A 19,154-nucleotide genomic window follows, 5' to 3' on the forward strand; every position below is an offset into this window, starting at 1 on the left:
CGATATTGGTAGGGTTGAATCAGAAGAGTAGATGACATGCCTTAAAACCCCGCTGAGGTGGCGACGAACTAGCAGGGGCGGGGAAGGAGAGAATATGACGCACACAGAACACCGGAACAGTGCACCTCATGCGAAGCAGGCACCGCAGCCCGCTGAATTGGGCGCGCCTGAAAACCAGAACCCTGCCGGGCGCTACGACCTGCATATTCACTCCGCTATTTCTGACGGCACGCAGAGCCTGACTGAGCTGGTGCCGCTGATTGCTCGCACCGGGTTGGCGGGATTCGCGCTGACTGATCACGATACGACGGCTGGGTGGGCACAGGCGGCTCAGCTGGCGGATGAGCACGGTCTGGATTTTCTGCCGGGTGCCGAGTTCTCCTGCCGTTACCGTTACACCGACGGTGAGGGTCGCTCACGCACGAAGACCATTCACCTGCTCGCTTATGGTTTTGACCCGGTGGGTTCAGAGTTGGCGCGCCGTGTGGAGGCGATTCGCGCCAGCCGTAAGGGCCGCGCGCAGGCTATTGTGCAGCGTCTTGCCGCCGACTACCCGCTAACCTGGGACGACGTGTTGGCGCAGGTGGGGGAGGGGAACACGGCGGTGGGCCGCCCCCATATTGCTGACGCGCTGGTTGCCGCTGGCGTGGTTGCTGACCGTTCTGAGGCTTTCGCGAAGCTGCTGTACACGGGCAGCCCCTACTATGTGCCGCAGGATGCGCTGGACCCGTTGGAGGCGGTGCGTCTGGTGCGTGAGGCTGGGGGCGTGCCGGTGATTGCGCATCCGATGAGTACGATGCGTGGACCCGCGTTGAGCCTGGAGTACCTGGGTTTGATGGTGGATGCTGGCCTGGCGGGCGTGGAGGTGTATCACCGTGAGAACTCCCCGGAGGACCGGGCGCGTCTGCTGGAGTTCATTGAGCGTCAGCGTGCGGCGGGCCGTGAGGTGCTGGTGACGGGTTCGAGTGATTATCACGGTGCGGGTAAGCCGAACCTGCTGGGTGAGAATACGACGGATGCGGTGACGGTGGCGCGTATCCGCGAGCAGCTGGCGGCCCAGTAGTAAGACGAAAGAGTGTGGGGCGGGTTCCCGGTAAAGGAACCCGCCCCACACTCTTTTGTTTTCACCTCATTGCATATTCTCTAAATCTCTACCTGAAGGTTAGGATTTTTGATACGCTGAGAACGTTCTACTCATGAGGGTGCACAAAGATTGTGCCTCCCCTCTTATTTTGAAGGAGCTATGATGCTTCGACAATTATTCGCCCGTCCTACGAAGCGGGCTATCCAGGCTGGCGGCACGGTACTGCTGGCTGGCGCCATGGTGTGCGGCAGTGTTCCGGCGTATGCCACCGGGCATTTGAAGCCTCACGAGGTGACCCCTATTGTGCAACCGGACGAACCGGCAGTGACCTGTAACGACCGCGCAGAATATGAGTATTATCGGCAAGATGGCGAGTTGGGGCGTCGCGTTATCTTTAGTTGGGCACAGTGTGTTGGTCTGATTTCTGAGCGTCAGAAGTACAAAATGGTCAAGAAAGATAGTGTTATTTCTCGCGGCCAGTTTGTGGAGTATCTATACCGTCTGTCAGGTTCTCCCGAAGTGAAGAATCTTCCGGCTCAGTCTCCGTATGGTGATATTAAGACTGATGATCCGCGTTTTCCCGTGGTGATGTGGGCTCGTCAGCGGGGCATTACCTGGGGTTGGAGTGATGGGAATTTCCATTACGATACCCCTGCTAGTGAGGCTGCTACTGCCTTGATGGTGTATCGATTGGCGGGTAGTCCAAACGTAACGGTAGAAGTAGACGATCCTAATGCCTATTTCCTATATACTCCTTGGAAGGAAAAATGGCCGAATATGCCCTATAATTCGGAGCTTCATAAGGCATACACCTGGTTATACTATGGTCTTCAGAATCCAAATAATAAAGATTCTGTCGAGAACGTATCGTATCGACAGCATGGTATCGTATCACCTAATGATGAATTTGAGTGGTTGACTTACGCTACGTATGAGCAGGCCTTTGAAGTGATTCGTCTGGCAGATAAATCTTTCAAATTTAAATAAGAAACGTATCCCCGCTTATGTATCAATACATAAGCGGGGATACGTTTATGAATTTATTCCACAACTATATATTCTTTTTTATTGGAAGTTCCCACTGGGGTCTCAGTAGATTTATAGACATACTGATTAATTTCAATCTTGTAGGGTGGGTTCAGGGAATTTTTAATAGAAAACTTCCATTTATCGTTCAGAACCTTGGGTTTAGGTTTGTTATTGTCTTCGTAGTCCATGTGGCATTCGTCGTATGCGTTTGCTCCAATAATATTCAAACGCCTAACACTACCTTCAAGATAGAAGCCCCACAGTGAAGCAAGGATTGTTTCTAGGGGTACTTCTTTGCTTGGCCCGTAGGGGTTGTCTGAGCGTACTCCTGTAAAGGTGCAGTCGCTAGCCCATGAGCTGATATACCAGTTTGCTGCCTCGTGGTTATGTGCTGGCTTTGAGACTGCGTCATGCCAGCTGGAGGATTCACCGATACAGCCCTCATATTTATATAACACTCTTTTACTTTCGTATCATTACATGTTCCCTAAATCTCTACCTGAAGGTTAGGATTTTTGATACGCTGAGAACGTTCTACTCATTGGGGTGCACAAAGATTGTGCCTCCCCTCTGTTCGTGAAGGAGCTATGATGCTTCGACAATTATTTGCTCGCCCTACGAGGCGGGTTATCCAGGCTGGTGGCACGGTACTGTTGGCTGGTGCCATGGTGTGCGGTAGCGTGCCGGCATATTCTCTTGGTGTTCTGAAACCTCGCCAAGTGACCCCTATTGTGCAGCCCAATGAACCGGCGGTGACCTGTAACGACCGCGCAATCTACGAATATAAGTACCTTCCGAATGCTTATGTGACTTACGGTCGCAAGATTATCTACGACTGGGCTGAGTGCGTTGGTCTAATTTCTGAATACCAGAAGTATCAGCTAATCGAAGAAAACACCGTAATTTCCCGTGGGCAGTTTGTGGAGTATTTGTATCGCCTGTCGGGTTCTCCTGAGGTGAAGAATCTTCCGGCTCAGTCTCCTTATGGTGATATTAAGACTGATGATCCGCGTTTTCCCGTGGTGATGTGGGCTCGTCAGCGGGGCATTACCTGGGGTTGGAGTGATGGGAATTTCCATTACGATGCCCCCGCGAATGAAACGACGACAGTAATCATGGCATACCGCCTAGCTGGTAGTCCGGCGGTCAAGCTACCCGATATGAATCCTCCGAATGAGGAAGAGCCCTGGACCAAGCGGAACCCCAACCTTCCTTACGGCTCAGAGTTGCATCGGGCCTATGTTTGGTTGAAATACACTGGAGCCGGCTCTGATAAGAAGTACACTGGCTTCCACGAATCGATTAGACACCATGACGTAGCGAGCATGGACTATGAAGGTCGACGAGTGAGCCAATGGACTTTCCAAGCAACATATGAACAGGCTTTTGAAGTATTGCGCATGGCAGATACTCGAGGTGCATTCTAAAAACATTTATAAAGAGAAGGCACCTTAGAACAGAACACTAGGGCAACGCAAAAGAGTGTGGGGCGGGTTCCCAGTAAAGGAACCCGCCCCACACTCTTAACACGTGCTCTTATGAACGCGCAGACAAGACCGCCTAGACGCTCTCACGCGACGCATGATGCTGCAACACCGCACCCGCAGCTACTGCATCCAGCTGCGCAGCCGCACGCGCCGCACGAGCCTTAGCCCGCGCCTGATGCTGACGCTGACGACGCAACTCATCACGACCATCAATACGCATCTTCTTATCCACCGCATCCATCGACCGGTGACGCACAAACCGGCAGGACGCACCCTCAACCGGTTGCGTAGTCTCCGTGAGCGTATCCAACACGGCCTTCAACGCATGACGGCTCGCCGCCGTCAACGCATCACGACTCGTACCGCCACGAACACCCACCGTACGCTTCGGCGTGAACAGCACACTCGCCCCACGCGGAACACCACGATACTCAGCGAACGACACCGGATCCACACCCAGGCGCTTAGCCATCACCTCAATAGCCGGCGGATTCTGATCCACACACACGAACTTACGACCCAGCTGAGCCGCCGCCGCACCCGTAGAACCAGAACCAGCGAAGAAATCCAACACCCAATCACCCGGACGGGAACTCGCCGCAATCATACGACGCAACAGACCCGTAGGCTTCTGCGTAGGATAACCCGTCTTCTCCTTACCCGTAGGCGACACAATCGTATGCCACCACACATCCGTAGGGAGCTTACCGCGAGAAGCCTTCTCCTCAGTCACCAGACCCGGAGCCATATACGGTTCACGATCAACCTCCGCAGTATTGAAGTAATAGCTACGGTGATCCTTCGCATACACCAGAATATTGTCGTGCTTCGTCGGCCAGCGGCGCGTAGACTTCGCACCGTAGTCATACGCCCAAATCAGCTCATTAATGAAGTTCTCACGACCAAAAATCATGTCGCACATAATCTTCACATAATGAACCTCACGCCAATCCAGGTGCAGGTACAGGGTGCCGTCCTGCGCAAGCAGACGATGCGCCTGCTCAATACGCGGCGCTAGGAACGCCCAATAATCCTCGAACGAGTCGTTATAGCTCGCCAGAGTCTGCAGGGTGCTCGAATAGCTCTTGCCCTTAAAACCGGTGCGGTCACCCTTCTCAGAAGCCTCCGCGCTCAACGTGCGGCGCGTCTGCTTCTTACCCGTATTGAACGGCGGGTCAATATAAATCACGGTGAACGCACCATCGGGTAGTTCACGCAGATACTCCAGGTTATCTGCCTGCACCAGCAGCGACGGGCCCTGCGGATCGAAAACCGTCGAATCCGTGCGGTTCGCCTCAGCGGCAGGGGAGGGCGCGGCGGGCGCCGGGGATGCTGAAATACCCAACCCCGGCCCTAGCCTTCAGAACCAGCACGGTCAGCGCCACGGCCCTTACCGCGAGAACCCTCAGAACGAGAACCCCCAGCACGAGAACCTTCAGAACGCGAGCCTTCAGAGCGGCGGCGGGTACGGCGGCGACCCTCACCCTCCACGGGCTGACCCTCAACACGGCGGGTACGGCGACGCTGACGAGGTGCACGCTCAGAACGCTCAGCAGAACGTTCGGTACGCTCGGATGCGGCCTGCTCGTTACGCTCGGAAGAACGCTCAGTGCGCTTGCGGCCCTCGGAACGGCTACGGCGCTCGCCGCGGCCCTCACCAGAACGACCCTCGCGGCCACCGTCACGACCACCGCGAGAACGGCGCGAACCCTTCTCGCCATTACGGCCACCCTCACGGGAACCGTCGCGGCCACCGCGAGAACGAGCCGGACGGCCATCACGCGAGTCACGGGCGCTCTCAAAGAACTCGTCGCCCATGCCCTCAGCCACACGCTCCTCGCGCGGCAGACGGCCCTTAGTACCAGCCGGAATGTTCAGGTCGTAGAACAGATGCTCAGAGGAAGAATAGGTCTCAACCGGCTCGGGAACACCCAGCTCCAGGGCGTCGTTAATGACCTTCCAACGCGGCAGGTCATCCCAGTCAACCAGGGTCACAGCGGTACCCTCATTGCCGGCACGACCGGTACGGCCGGTACGGTGCAGGTAAGTCTTCTCATCCTCGGGCACGCGGTGGTTAATCACGTGGGTCACGTCTTCAACGTCAATACCGCGAGCCGCCACGTCGGTCGCAACCAGAATGTCGACCTTGCCGGTGCGGAACGCCTTCAGCGCCTGCTCACGCGCAACCTGGTTCAGGTCACCGTGCAGGGGAGCGGCAGCGAAGCCACGGTTCACCAGCTCCTCCGCCACGCGGGCAGCGTCACGCTTGGTCTTGGTGAAGATGACGGTGCGGCCGCGGCCGGTAGCGCGCAGAATGCGGCCAATCATCTCGTCCTTGTCCAGGTGGTGCGCACGGTAGACGACCTGGCGGATCGAAGCCTTAGTCTTCGAGGCGTCCTCGGGGTCAGCGGCGCTAATGCGCATGGGCTTGGTCATGTACTGGCGTGCCATTGCAATGACCGGGCCGGGCATGGTTGCGGAGAACAGCATGCTCTGGCGGTCCTCCGGCAGGTAGCTGAGGATCTTCTCAACCGACGGCTGGAAACCCAAATCCAGCATCTCGTCAGCCTCATCGAGGACCACAATCTTAACCTGCTTCAGGTTCAGGAAGCCCTGCTGGTACAGGTCGATAATGCGGCCGGGGGTGCCCACCGCAACCTCCAGGCCGCGGCGCAGCAGCTCAGCCTGAGGCTCAATCGGCACACCACCGTACAGGGTGGCGACGCGGGCGTTGCGCAGCTTCGCGGCAATCGCCAGGTCCTCACCCACCTGAATAGCAAGCTCACGGGTCGGAACCAGAATCAGTGCCTGAGGTGCACCGGGGTACTCCAAATCAGCCCACCCCTCATCGTCGCGGCCGACCACACGCTGAATGGTGGGCAGACCGAAGCCGAGGGTCTTACCGGTACCGGTCTTCGCCTGACCAATGATGTCCTGGCCAGACAGAGCCACGGGAAGAGTCAGCTCCTGGATGGGGAAGGGGGAGGTAATGCCAACCGCCGCGAGGGCGTCGCTAATATCCTGGCGAACGCCGAAGTCGGCGAAGGACTTTGCAGTCTGAGTGGTTTCCTGCGTGTTCGTTTCAGTCACTGGACCGTATCTTTCTACCCCTGCTCGGGGTGTGTTTCTCCCCGTAACGGGGTGTACCAGCCAGCACCTCAACGGTGGAGGCGGTGACGGGCGGGCGTCGAAAGCCGGCCGCGGGAAATTCTTACACGGGAAATTCTTACCGAGACGCCGCCTGCACGCATGGTTATTACTCATGGTTCATTCATGATGAGAAGGCGGTGCAGCCTCGGGGTCTTGAAAGGGGTACGACCGGTCATTCACTTAACCCCTCAATATTAACCTGGATTTGCTTTCGGCGCACCCCCGACCGGTTGTGGTGTGCGCCCGTGATGGGCGATATACCGCCCCAAAACCGGGTGCCGTGAGGTTTTTGTGTAGGCGGTTTAAAACGCAAAACCCCGCATTCGGCACGGCGTAACCACGTGGCGCATACAGCGCACGCACACAGCGCATAAAGCGCGGTTACGCATCGTGACGGATGCGGGGGAAAGCTCAAGCTAAAGGGTAAACAGCTGCCGAACTAATTAGGCGCCGATACCGAAACCAACGTGACGCTTAGCGTCGGAACCCAGCTCAACGTAGCCAATCTGAGCGCCAGAAATCAGGGTGGTGTTGCCCTTATCATCCATAATCTGCAGCAGCGAGCCATCCTCAATAGCCTTCGAGACCTTTTCCATGAGGATTTCCTTAGCCTCACTGGTCTCAACAACGATTTCGCGGGCGATGTGGCGAATGCCAATCTTGATTTCCATGAGTCTCCTCGCAGAATAGTCCGGCGCAACTAAACGTGCGCCGGGTATGGGAACTGTCTTATCTAGCATCTACTCTAGCGTGAATGCGCCCATCGGCACCGTGAACGGGCGGTACTTCGCCGGGGGCTAATAAAATACTCGCCGCCGGATGCGCGAAAACCTACGTGAAAACCCGCGCGAAACCCGTATGCAACACACGTAAAACCCGTGCGAAAACGGGGGTGGGCATGCGAAAAACGCCGGAAAAATACCGAAAAACGCCGAAGAAATACCGGGAAGAGCGCGGGAGAGGAGACTCTTATGAGTCCTCCACCTGAATACCGTAGAGAGTCTCCAGGGCCTGCACGTAATCCTCTGCGCGACCCTCCGACGCCAGCTTCTTGGCGCGCACCGTCGGGGTGTGCAGAAGAGACTTCACCATGCGGCGCATCGCCAGCTCAAACTGCTCCGTCGCCGCACCGCAACCAAACTGGTTACGTACCTTCTCCAGCTCAGAATCCAGCACATCCATAGTGTGCGAGCGCAGCGCAACAATCGCGGAGTCAATCGTGCGGGAACGCTGACGAGACACAAACGCCGCCAGCTCAGACTCCACAATGCGCGTAGCCGTCGCCACGGATTCCTCGGTCTCCTCGGGGGCGGCAAGGCGCACCGACTCGAGCGTAATCAGCTCAACATTCGGCAGGTCAGCGACCGAGGGGTCAAAGTCACGTGAAAGAGCAAGGTCAAGAATCGTGTGGTGACCAGCCGGAATCTGCTCGGGAAGCAGCGGATCTGAGCCGCCGGAGCAACCAATAATGACGTCGGCAGAAGCCATGGCCTGTTCCATGCCGTCCTCGGGCACTGCGAAGACGTCGCGCTTCGCCGCGAACTCCGGGGCGCGACCAGAACGGGAATTGACCCAAATATCGGTGCAACCGCGCTCGCGCAGCGCCGCAATGGTTGCACCCGCATAAGCACCCGTACCAAAAATTAGGGCGCGTCGGGTCGACCAATCCTTCTCGGCAACCTCATCCGCAAGATCCAGGGCAACAGACACAATCGAGCGGCCCTGGGCGCCAAGCGCCGTGTGCTGACCCACCTGACGAGCCGTATGCGCCGCATGCTCAAACAGCTGCACCAGCTCACCGGGAAGAGTCACGCCCTCCTCCTGAGCCTTCGCCTGTGCGGCAGCCAGGGCGCGGCGTACCTGACCGGCGATTTCGCGCTCGCCAACCACTGCAGACTCCAGGCCGGAGGCGACCGTCAGCAGGTGGCGTGCCGCCTCCTCGTCTGCGTACACGTCGAAACTGGTATTGACCAGTTCCTTGTCCAGGCCGGAGGTTTGCGCAATCGAATCAACAATCAGCTCACGAACCATGTGCACATGCGCAGAGACGTGCAGCTGAACATACATTTCAAGACGGTTACAGGTGGCAAGAACTACTGCACCCTTAACACCGAGTTGACGTGCGATATCCGCCGCCAGAACATCGGGTACGCCAGAGGCACCGGCGCTCAACGCAGCGACGGTGGTCAAATCAACGGTGTGGTGCGATGCCACAAATGCATAAGTACTCACTAGAGACTAATCATAACCACGCCGACTAAGCCCCTGTAAAGCTCATAGAACCTAAGTTCCATCATCGTAGGGGGCAAGAAAATCTGCGCGGTGGGGGATGCGGGCACGAAGAGTAGGCACGAACTAAGGTGTCCCTCACTGCTAAGAAAGTCATCATTAGGTAAGAGTCACCATGACATAGTGTCGCAAAAACGCCCACATAAACCTGTCACACTAGAGACTATGAGCGAAAACCAGCACACCACCCCCGCATCGGAAAAGGGCCCCGCGTCGGCACAGGGCACCGCACAGGCACCCTCCCTGCCCGCACACCCCACTGACACCCAGCGACCCCTGCTCACCGACGAACAGCTCGCACACCTACCCGCAAACCACCCCCTGCGCGCAGGCACCACCGCCGACTCGCCCATGCTCCGCGCCCTCACCGGCCGCCCCTCCAGCCACCGACCCGTCTGGTTCATGCGCCAGGCAGGCCGCTCCCTACCCGAATACCGCCAGGTACGCGAAGGCATCCCCATGCTGGATGCATGCCTCACCCCCGACCTCGCCGCAGAAATCACCGTGCAGCCCGTCCGCCGCCACAAGGTCGACGCCGGCATCTTCTTCTCCGACATCGTCATCCCCATGAAGCTCGCGGGCGTCAACGTCGACATCGTGCCCGGTAAGGGCCCCGTACTCGACCAGCCCGTACGCACCCTCGACGAGGTGCGCGCCCTGCCCGAACTCAAAGACAGCGACCTCGACCCCATCCGCGAAGCCGTCGCCGCAACCGTAGAAATGCTCGGCGACACCCCGCTCATCGGCTTCGCCGGAGCCCCCTTCACCGTCGCCGCCTACATGGTCGAAGGCGGTCCCTCCCGCGACCACCTGCGCCCGCGCACCATGATGCACGCCGACCCCGCCGCCTGGCACGAACTCGCCGCCTGGGCGGCCCGCACCGCAGGCCAGTTCCTCCGCGCACAGATTGAGGCGGGCGCATCCGCCGTGCAGCTCTTCGACTCCTGGGCAGGATCCCTCGGCGAAAGCGACTACCGCCGCTACGTGCAGGCACACTCCGCAACCGCCCTCGATATGGTGCGCGAATACGGTGTGCCGCGCATCCACTTCGGCACCGGCACCACCGCCCTGCTACCCGCCATGCACGAAGCCGGCGCAGACGTCATCGGCGTAGACTACCGCCTGCCGCTGTCCGCAGCGAATACCCTGCTCAACGGCACCGTACCCCTGCAGGGCAACATAGACCCGGCACTGCTCGCCGCAGGCAGCGAAAACCTCTACGCACACGTAGACGAGGTCCTCGCAGAAGGCAACGCCGCCCCCTCGCACGTGGTCAACCTCGGCCACGGCGTACCCCCGACCACCGACCCGCAGGTGCTCACCGACCTCGTGGCGTATATTCACGAACGCACCGCGCAGGCATAGGATAAATAACGATAAATAGACGGCGCAGATGCTGGAAACCCTCCGGCATCTGCACCGAACATCTGCACCCCGAACCAACCACCACACCCGTTACCCCCCCCCCAAAAAAAAGGGCAACTCCACCGCAGACAGACCGAAGGAGAACCACCATGGGCCACACCAACCAGGCACCGCACCGCACCGCACAGGTCAGTTCCTCCGCCGCGCCCCAGAACGCACGAGCTTTCACCCGCAAAGAGAAGGCACCCACCGCCATCGTTATCGGTGGCGGCCCCTCCGGCCTGATCTCCGCACGCCGCCTCGCCGCAGCCGGTATGCGCGTCACCCTGCTCGAACAGCGCCACCACCTCGGCGGTGCCGTTGGTGCCCATGAAGTTGGCGGCCTTCTGCTGGACTCCGGCGCAGAATCCTTCGCAACCCGCAGCCCCATTGTCAGCGACCTCGTCAAGGAACTCGGCCTGGGCGACCAGATCGTCACCCCCAACTCCTACGGCTCCTGGCTGTACCTGCCGCAGGGCGCCCGTCGCACCCCCAGCACCGGCATCATGGGCATCCCCGGCAACGTGAACGATAAGTCGCTGATCCCCGTCATCGGTAAGAACGGTCTGCGCCGCGCCCAGGTGGACAAGTTCCTGCCCGTCTCCGCAGGCGAAAACGCGAAGACCCTCGGTGAGCTCGTGCGCATCCGCATGGGCCAGAAAGTGCTCGACAACCTCGTCGCACCCGTAGTCTCCGGCGTGTACTCCACCCACCCCGATAAGCTCGACGTCGATGCGACCATCCCCGGTCTGCGCGAAGCCTTCCGCAAGCACCGCTCCCTCGCCGCCGCAGCGCACGCTTTCCGCTCGGCAGCCCCCGCAGGCTCACAGGTCGCCGGTATTGTGGGCGGCATGAACCAGCTGTCCGAACGTCTCGTCGAAGACCTGTACGCCTCCGGTGTTCGCATCGTCACCGGATTCGATGTCATCGCCGTTGACCGCGACGAATCCACCGGCCAGTGGTTCATCATCCAGCGCCACACCACCGACGGCGAAAACACCCCCCTCTACGCCGACTACCTGGTGCTCGCCACCGACGGCCCGACCGTGGCACGACTCATCGGCCCGCACGTCTCCACCGCCCTACCCGCCATGGAACCCGGCCCCGAAGTCGCCCTCGTCACCCTCGTCGTTGATGCCCCCGCCCTGGACAAGCACCCCCGCGGTACCGGCCTGCTCGTCTCCGAAGAAGCCACCGCCGTACGCGCCAAGGCACTCACCCACGCCACCGCCAAATGGCAGTGGGTCGCCGAGGCCGCAGGCCCCGGACGCCACGTGGTACGCCTGTCCTACGGCCGCGGCGGCGAAGACTCCCGCTTCTCCGAAGTCGCCCTCGCAGACGAGCAGCTCATCACCCTCGCCCTGCGCGACGCAAGCCGCATGATGGACGTAGCCCTCACCCACAACAACCTCGTTGACGCGGACGTCGTACGCTGGCGCGGTGTACTACCCGCCTCCACCCCCGGCCACCGCGACCGAGTCAAGGAATTCCGTGAACGCGCCAGCGAACTCGGAACCCTCAGCACCGTTGGCTCCTGGGCGGCAGGCTCCGGCCTGGTCTTAACCGTCAAAGACACCTACGAGCAGATCGACCGCCTCATCTACCACGCGGCACAGGACTGGGAAGGCGTCACCGCACCCAAGGCCGCAACCGCCAAGTAGACGGCGCAGCGGCGGCAGAAGCTCAGCCAGTAACTAGACCAAAAAATTGAGAAAACGCGCAGCTACGGAAGCCGCGCCTCCAGCACAGCGAACCCTCGCTGAAGAAAGGAACACACAATGTCTCACGATCACGCAGCACACGGCCACGGCGGCGCACACGGCGCAGGTCAGGGCGGCTACACCCACGCAGGCCACGGCTACGGCGGCGCACCCAAGGGCTACGCAGTCCAGCACTCCGCAGCTGACGAGAACCGCCGCGGTCGCGAAGAAGGCGAAACCCTGCACTACGCCCTGTACACCGTGTTCGCACGCTCCGGCGCACGCCCCGCAGAGTCCAACACCGACGAGGCACGCGCCGAATTCGAGCAGGTCGTTGAAGCACTGGCAGCAGACGGCGTGACCCTGCGCGGCATCTACGACGTCTCCGCAATGCGCGACAACGCAGACGTCATGATCTGGACCCACGGCGCAACCCCCGAAAAGCTGCAGGCAGCCGTCCGCAAGATCCGCCGCACCGCGCTCTTCGCAGGCACCACCATCGTCTGGTCCACCATGGGTGTACACCGCGAAGCAGAATTCACCCGCAACCATGCACCCGCCTACGCACGCGGCAAGGCACCCGAAGCATGGGTCTGCGTCTACCCCTTCGTACGCTCCTACGACTGGTACTACATGAACCCCGAACGCCGCGCAGAAATGCTCAAGAACCACGGCATGAAGGCAATCGACTTCCCGCAGATTCTGGCAAACACCGTCGCAACCTTCGGCATGAACGACTACGAGTGGGTCCTCGCCCTCGAAGCACCCCAGCTCGTTGACCTCGTCGACATGATGCGCCACTTCCGCAACACCGAAGCACGCCTGCACGTACGTGAGGAAACCCCCTTCTACACCGGCCGCCGCATCGGCGCAGACGAAGTAGCAGAGGTTCTGGCGTGAGCCATCAGCCGAACAACGGCGTAACCCTCAACGGCACGCTCCTGCCGGACGACGTGGTACCCAGCCGCACCGACCCGGCGAACACCGCCTCCAACGGCCCTGCCGCGCTCAACGAGCAGACCCTCGGCGACTACCGAAGCGAACGCAGCATCACCCGTGAGCGCGCCGAAGAGGCGCGCCCCTACGACCTGGTGATTCTCTCCTCCTTCGGTGGCCCCGAGGGGCAGGAGGACGTCATCCCGTTCCTGCGCAATGTAACCGCTGGCCGCGGCATCCCGGATGAGCGCCTCGAAGAGGTCGCCACCCACTACCGCGCCAACGGCGGCGTCTCGCCGATTAACGAGCAGAACCGTGCCCTGCTCGCCGCACTGCAGCAGGCGCTCGCCGAGCGCGGCCCGCACATCCCGATCACCTGGGCGAACCGCAACTGGAAGCCCTACGTGAAGGACGTGCTCGCCGAAGCCTACGAGAACGGCCACCGCAACGTGCTCGTGCTGGCGACCAGCGCCTACCCGGGCTACTCGAGCTGCCGCCAGTACCGTGAGGACTACGGCATGGCGATTGAGCAGCTCGGCCTGGAAGGTCGCGTGCACGTGGGTAAGATTCGTCAGTTCTTTGACGTGCCCGGCTTCTCCCGCGCTTTCGCTGACGGGCTGAAGGACGGTCTGGCAACGGTGCGTGAGCAGCTTGCCGCACGCGATAGCGGTTCGCTGAACCCGCGCCTGCGCATCATGTTCTGCACCCACTCGGTGCCGACCTCCGCGGCGAACGAGGCTGGCCCGCGCGGTGTGAACTACGAGGGCGGCTCCGCCTACGTGGAGAAGCACCTGCAGGTCGCTCGCGCCGTGCTTTCGTTGGTTCGCGATGAGGCCCCGCAGCTTCTGCAGAACGTCGAATGGGAGCTGGTGTACCAGTCCCGTTCCGGCCCGCCGTCCATGCCGTGGCTGGAACCGGACGTCAACGACGCCCTGGAGGCGCTGCCCACCCCCGCCAACCCGGCGGAGGACGGCGAAGCCCCCGTGGAAGGCGTCGTGCTGGTGCCCCTCGGCTTCGTCTCCGACCACATGGAAGTCAAGTGGGACCTGGACACCGAGGCGCTGGACACCTGCGAACGCCTGGGCGTGGTCGCCGTGCGCACCCCCACCCCCGGCACGCATCCGGCGTACGTGGAGTCGCTGCGCCGCCTCATCGAGGAGCGCGTGGAGAACGGCGTTTCAGCCGACCTGCGCCCCGAACGTGAGAGCGTCCTCGCCCCGAGCGCGAGCGGTCAGTACGGCTGGTTCGACGAGTGCGAACCCGACTGCTGCAAGCCCGGCCGAGGTGCCCCGAAGCCGGTCATCGCCGAGTACGCAGCCGATGCTGACAGCGCTTCTGCGACCAGCGCTTCTGAGAACGCACCCGCCAGCCGCTCCGGTGGATGCGGCTCCGGCGGATGCTGCTCCCACTAACACCACCCCTGTAGCTCCGGCTCGCCCTAACACCCCCTGACTGGGGTGTGCGGGCGGGTCGGAGCGCACGTGCCTACAGGCTACCCCCAGAATTTAGACAAACACACAGCGTCGCAAACACACAGCCTCTGGGGGAAACGCACACGCCTACGGGCTATCACACACATCACCGAAAAGGAGAGATATGAGCCATCACGAGTACATCTTGGGCACCCGCGGGTCTGCTCTCGCCCTGACCCAAAGCCGTATCGCCGCCGAAACCGTCACCTCCCTCTACACCGAACACCAGGCACACCACGGCGCCGCAGATGCCGAGGTCGTGGACTTCACCCTGCGCACCGTCAAAACCGAAGGCGACGTGCTCACCGGACCCCTGGCAACCCTCGGCGGCACCGGCGTATTCGCTGCGGCACTGCGCCAGCGCCTGCTCGACGGCGAGAACGCCTCCGAAGAAAACCGCGTGGACATGGCAGTACACTCCCTCAAGGACCTGCCCTCCGCGCCCTGCCCCGGCCTGGTGGTCGCCGCAACCCTCAAGCGTGAAGACCCCCGCGACGCCCTTGTGGCACGTGACGGCCTGACCGTCGACACCCTGCCCGAAGGCTCCCGCGTGGGTACCGGCTCGCCCCGCCGTGCCGCCCAGCTGCGCGCACTGCGCCCCGACCTTGAAATCGTGGACATTCGCGGTAACGTGGGCACCCGCATCGGCCGCGTGAAGGGCCTGGAAGAGCACGCCGGCAAGCAGGTCGTACTCCGCCAGAACACCGAAACTTTCGAACGCGCCGACCACGGTGTAGGCACCGAACGCAGCGGCGACTGCGACGCCGTGGTGCTCGCCGTCTCCGGCCTCAAGCGCTTGGGCAAGGAAGAACTCATCACCGAGTACCTTGACCCCACTCGCATGCTGCCCGCCCCCGGTCAGGGCGCGCTCGCCCTGGAAGTGCGCGAAAGCGAATTCGAGAACCCGGACCCCGCTGTGCTCGCCGACCCCGAGGTGGCGCGCCCGGTGCGTGCCCTCGGCCGTGCCCTGCTCGCCGCAAACCACCACGAAACCCGCCTCGCCGTCAGCGCCGAACGTGCCCTGCTACGCCGCCTCGAAGCCGGATGCGCCGCGCCCATCGGCGCGTACGCGCACGTGGTTGAAGGCGACCTGGTGCTCAACGTTGTGGTGGCGTCCCCCGACGGCACCGACATGCTGCGCCACACCTCGGCAACCGCCGAACTGGATGTGCCCGGCGCCGAACGCCTGGGCGTGCGCGTGGCGGAAGATCTGCTGCAGATGGGTGCCGCCGCACTGGCCGGATTGGATCTGAAGTAGGCGCCATGTCTACCTCGTGTTCTGAATCCTGGCAGGCTGATGCCCCGCAGGCCGAATCCCGGCAGGCTGATACCCCGCGCACGGTTCTGCTGACCCGCTCCGCCACCCAGGGCGCCGCCTTCGCACGCGCCCTCGCCGAGGAAAGCGCACAGAACGGGTTGGGGGAGCCCCGGGTACTCTTCGCCCCGCTACAGCAGGCCCGCACCGTCAAGCCGGACGCAGACCACGCCGCCGCGCTGGAGGCGCTCGCCTCCGGTCACTATGCGTGGGTGAGCTTCACGAGCGCCAACACGGTTCGCGCCTGCGCCGAGCTGTGGGGTGCGGAGTTTGCCCGCGCCTGCGCGAGCGGGGGAGTGCGCATCGCCTGCGTGGGTGCGGCAACCGCCCGCGCCCTGCACACCCAGCTGGGGCTGGGCACGGATTTTCAACCGCAGGTGCAGAGCGCCGCCGGTATGCTCGCGGAGTTTGAGCGCCCCGCCCCCGTAGACCCCGCAGCTGATTCCGCCGCGACTGATTCAGCCGCCGTGCTGGTTCTGGAAGGCTCCAACGCCCGCCCGACCCTGCGCGAGGGCCTCAAAGACCTGTGCTGGGACAGCCGCCGCTGTGTACTCTACGATATGGTGCCCGCCGAGCAGGTAGCACCCGGCGAGCTGAGCCTCAGCACCGCCCGCGCGATCGTACAGGGGAATGCCGTAGATGCCGCCGACCCGGAAATCACCGCCCCGGAAACCTCCGCGCCGGATGTGCTGGTGGTGACCGCCCCCTCCCGCCTGCACGCCCTACTGGACGGCACCTCCGCACTATCGCCTGAATCTGTGCCGCCCGAATCCGTGCCGCCGGTGGTTGCGATTGGGGCGAGTACCGCCTCCGCATGCCGCGCCCTGAACCTGCGCTACGTGCAGGCTGATTCGCCGTCACCGCAGGATTTGGTGCGCGCCGCTGCATCCCTCATCTACTAAGACCACATATTTTTATCGAGTTTTCAGGAGAGATCATGAACCTCACCCGCCGCCCGCGCCGCCTGCGCACCACCGCAGCCATGCGCTCCCTCGTCGCTGAGACCACCCTGCGCCCCGCGCAGCTGATTCAAGTGTTCTTCGTTCGCGACGGCATTGATGAGCCGCAGCCGATTCGTTCGATGCCCGGTCAGTACCAGCACACCCTGGAGAGCATCATCCCCGCCGTGCGTGAGGCGTACGAGGCGGGCATCCGCTGCATTGACCTGTTCGGTATTCCTCGCGATGAGGATAAGGACGAGGTCGGCTCGACTGCGTGGGATCCGCAGGGCATCCTGAACCGTGCGATTGCCGTGTGCCGTGAGGAATTCGGCGACGACCTGGTGGTCATGGCTGACACCTGCCTGGACGAGTTCACGAGCCACGGTCACTGCGGCGTGCTGGTCGATGACGGCCACGGCACCCTCGTGGTGGATAACGATCAAACTGTGGAGCTGTACTGCAAGATGGCGGTTTCGCAGGCGCGTGCGGGTGCGCACACGGTGTCCCCGTCGGGCATGATGGACGGCCAGATTGCGGCAATGCGCGCCGCCCTGGACGAGGCTGGCTTTGAGGACGTGTCGATTCTGGCGTATTCGGCGAAGTACGCTTCGGCGTTCTTCGGGCCGTTCCGTGACGCGGTGGAGTCCAGCTTCACGGGTGACCGTAAGACCTACCAGCAGGATCCGGCGAACCGCCGCGAGTCGCTGCTGGAGGTGCGCGCTGACCTGGAGGAGGGCGCGGATATGGTGATGGTGAAGCCTGCCGGCAGCTACCTGGATATTGTGCGTGAGGTGGCGGAGTTTTCGCCGGTGCCGGTGGCAGCGTATCAGGTGTCGGGTGAGTACGCGATGATTGAGGCGGCTGCGGCGAACGGCTGGATTGACCGTAAGGCTGTGGTGCTGGAGTCGCTGCGTTCGATTCACCGCGCCGGTGCTGACGTCATCCTGACTTATTACGGTACGGAGGCGGCAGGCTGGCTGCGCGAGCTGGACGCCTAACCCCCTCCCTCCTTGAACGCTGAGAAGCCACATGTGTTTCGAAAAGCCACTTCTTTGGTGGCTTCTCGAAACACATGTGGCTTCTCGCCGTTTATGCTTGTTCTTCGCTGACTGGCTTGTACCCGAGGGAGGTGCACACAACGTTGCCGTTGGTGAAGTATTCCGCGAGCTTTTCGCGGTCGGCGGGGGAGCGCAGGTCCGCCCAGCGTTCCTGCTCCAGGTAGAAAGCAACCTGGGAGGTCAGGCAGACGACCCGCTCATCGTGCACCGCCACAATATGCCTGCACAGCCACGGCATGCGCTTGGCGAGGTTCGGTGGAATCTTGGACGGCACCTTGATTTCTATCTGCCATTGGGACGGCTCGTAGAAGGTCGGCTTGATCTGTTCGGGGTTCTTCGGGAAGACGCAGAACTCCACAATATCGGGGTAACGGTACTTCTTCGCCGGGAGGAAGAGCCGCCCGATGTAGAACGAATCGGGGTTGAACAGCAGGTACCGCCTCATATAAACCCACCGAGTTACTGCAGTTACGGTGGTAACAATTGCCAGCGTTATGGAAGCTCCACCAATGGGCATTGGCTGAACACCTAGAACTGTCCAACCGACAAGCGAATAGAAGAAGACGATGAGAGCCACAACCAACACAAAGTGGGTTTCAACGTAGAAATCATTCTTTGCCCGAACCGGTTTAGCTTGAGGATGAGCCCCATTCGGCACAGCAAAAAGGTTGAGACGCATCAATGCTGCGCTATAGATTTGAGGCAACCCGGCTGTCATGTCATCCGTATCGATGCTTCGGGCTTTGCGCCAGGTGCGGCGACCTGAACGTGCACCCACGAACACCATGTAGAACGGCAACAGCAGAGCCGGTAGCAGAATGCCATTATGGGCAATATCTGTGTACAGACGAAAGATGGACCGTGCGACAAGGCATGCCCACACATACATGAGCACGTGGAACCAAGCCTCAATCGAGGAGATACCGTATACGCTATCGATTTCTTTGCGGGCACGGGTGAGGTTAGAGCGCAGTTTATGTTTTGGTAGCGGGTTACCCTCCAGGGAGCGACGTTCGGCATACCTCATTGCATTGTTGACGGGAGAGCCGTAACGGGCGATGTAGAGCTCTTTTGCTTTCTCCGTGGTGATGGTTGCCGGATGGGTGATAGCGGGCACTACGCATAACCCTATGTAAACGATAAAGGCGATGAGCCATATGTAGCGTACTGGCTCTAGGGGCATCCCCAAAGCGCTTAGCTCCATGAATTGTCCTCTCTACGTTGTCGGTGATGGTGTGTTCGTGATGGTGTGTCTACGGTGCTGAGAAGCCACATGTGTTTCGAAAAGC

The 19,154-nt window shown here is 61.2% G+C and carries 16 protein-coding genes; 10 read left to right on the plus strand and 6 right to left on the minus strand.

What is annotated here, in order from left to right:
• Positions 1-94: 94 nt before the first annotated feature.
• Together HMPREF2765_RS01790 and HMPREF2765_RS01795 are read left to right on the plus strand one after the other, a co-directional pair.
• Complete coding sequence (locus tag HMPREF2765_RS01790) at positions 95-1,063, plus strand: PHP domain-containing protein (protein WP_083303600.1); 969 nt, start codon at positions 95-97, stop codon at positions 1,061-1,063.
• Positions 1,064-1,243: 180 nt separating this feature from the next.
• A complete protein-coding gene (locus HMPREF2765_RS01795; RefSeq protein WP_246823834.1) occupies positions 1,244-2,071 on the plus strand; it encodes an S-layer homology domain-containing protein in 828 nt (275 codons plus the stop codon).
• 53 nt (positions 2,072-2,124) lie between these two features.
• Here HMPREF2765_RS01795 and HMPREF2765_RS09335 read toward each other — a convergent pair whose 3' ends face one another.
• Entirely contained in the window at positions 2,125-2,571 is a 447-nt protein-coding gene (locus HMPREF2765_RS09335) for a hypothetical protein (protein WP_246824795.1), read from the minus strand.
• Between the two features lie 129 nt (positions 2,572-2,700).
• Between HMPREF2765_RS09335 and HMPREF2765_RS01805 the strand changes: the two genes are divergently transcribed.
• Entirely contained in the window at positions 2,701-3,540 is an 840-nt protein-coding gene (locus tag HMPREF2765_RS01805; protein ID WP_246824794.1) for an S-layer homology domain-containing protein, read from the plus strand.
• A 133-nt stretch (positions 3,541-3,673) separates the two neighbouring features.
• Here HMPREF2765_RS01805 and HMPREF2765_RS01810 read toward each other — a convergent pair whose 3' ends face one another.
• The 4 genes from HMPREF2765_RS01810 to HMPREF2765_RS01825 all read right to left on the minus strand — a co-directional run bounded on the left by HMPREF2765_RS01810 (position 3,674) and on the right by HMPREF2765_RS01825 (position 8,982).
• Positions 3,674-4,945, minus strand: a complete 1,272-nt coding sequence (locus HMPREF2765_RS01810) for a DNA-methyltransferase (protein WP_070604124.1) — start codon at positions 4,943-4,945, stop codon at positions 3,674-3,676.
• Between the two features lie 8 nt (positions 4,946-4,953).
• Positions 4,954-6,690, minus strand: a complete 1,737-nt coding sequence (locus tag HMPREF2765_RS01815; RefSeq protein WP_070604125.1) for a DEAD/DEAH box helicase — start codon at positions 6,688-6,690, stop codon at positions 4,954-4,956.
• Positions 6,691-7,193: 503 nt separating this feature from the next.
• Positions 7,194-7,421, minus strand: a complete 228-nt coding sequence (locus HMPREF2765_RS01820; RefSeq protein ID WP_005505268.1) for a DUF3107 domain-containing protein — start codon at positions 7,419-7,421, stop codon at positions 7,194-7,196.
• A gap of 298 nt (positions 7,422-7,719) precedes the next feature.
• The gene (locus HMPREF2765_RS01825; RefSeq protein ID WP_070604126.1) at positions 7,720-8,982 is read right to left on the minus strand and encodes a glutamyl-tRNA reductase; all 1,263 of its coding nucleotides are present in this window, start codon (positions 8,980-8,982) and stop codon (positions 7,720-7,722) included.
• Positions 8,983-9,204: 222 nt separating this feature from the next.
• Here HMPREF2765_RS01825 and hemE point away from each other — a divergent pair, with 222 nt between their 5' ends.
• From hemE to hemB, 7 genes are all read left to right on the plus strand, one after another.
• Positions 9,205-10,404 (plus strand): uroporphyrinogen decarboxylase, encoded by a 1,200-nt coding sequence (hemE, locus tag HMPREF2765_RS01830; protein ID WP_070604127.1) that lies wholly within the window; start codon positions 9,205-9,207, stop codon positions 10,402-10,404.
• A 149-nt stretch (positions 10,405-10,553) separates the two neighbouring features.
• Complete coding sequence (gene hemG, locus HMPREF2765_RS01835; RefSeq protein ID WP_070604128.1) at positions 10,554-12,104, plus strand: protoporphyrinogen oxidase; 1,551 nt, start codon at positions 10,554-10,556, stop codon at positions 12,102-12,104.
• Positions 12,105-12,221: 117 nt separating this feature from the next.
• Positions 12,222-13,043: a hydrogen peroxide-dependent heme synthase gene (gene hemQ / locus HMPREF2765_RS01840; protein WP_070604129.1), complete on the plus strand. Its 822-nt coding sequence runs from the start codon at positions 12,222-12,224 to the stop codon at positions 13,041-13,043.
• Positions 13,040-14,491, plus strand: coding sequence for a ferrochelatase (locus HMPREF2765_RS01845; protein ID WP_070604130.1), 1,452 nt, complete (start codon positions 13,040-13,042; stop codon positions 14,489-14,491). The genes hemQ and HMPREF2765_RS01845 overlap by 4 nt, the downstream gene beginning before the upstream one ends.
• Positions 14,492-14,675: 184 nt before the next feature.
• Positions 14,676-15,809 (plus strand): hydroxymethylbilane synthase, encoded by a 1,134-nt coding sequence (locus tag HMPREF2765_RS01850; RefSeq protein ID WP_070604131.1) that lies wholly within the window; start codon positions 14,676-14,678, stop codon positions 15,807-15,809.
• A 5-nt stretch (positions 15,810-15,814) separates the two neighbouring features.
• On the plus strand, positions 15,815-16,768 hold the full coding sequence (locus HMPREF2765_RS01855; protein WP_083303602.1) for a uroporphyrinogen-III synthase: 954 nt from the start codon (positions 15,815-15,817) through the stop codon (positions 16,766-16,768).
• 35 nt (positions 16,769-16,803) lie between these two features.
• Positions 16,804-17,805 carry a porphobilinogen synthase gene (gene hemB, locus HMPREF2765_RS01860; RefSeq protein WP_070604132.1) on the plus strand — a complete coding sequence of 334 codons (1,002 nt, stop codon included), beginning with the start codon at positions 16,804-16,806 and terminating at the stop codon, positions 17,803-17,805.
• Positions 17,806-17,896: 91 nt separating this feature from the next.
• On the opposite strand, the gene HMPREF2765_RS01865 is transcribed toward hemB, so the two are convergent.
• Positions 17,897-18,982 (minus strand): transcriptional regulator, encoded by a 1,086-nt coding sequence (locus HMPREF2765_RS01865; protein WP_246824907.1) that lies wholly within the window; start codon positions 18,980-18,982, stop codon positions 17,897-17,899.
• Positions 18,983-19,154 lie beyond the last annotated feature (172 nt).

It is taken from the genome of Rothia sp. HMSC062H08, from assembly GCF_001810775.1.
Classification (GTDB): Bacteria; Actinomycetota; Actinomycetes; order Actinomycetales; family Micrococcaceae; genus Rothia.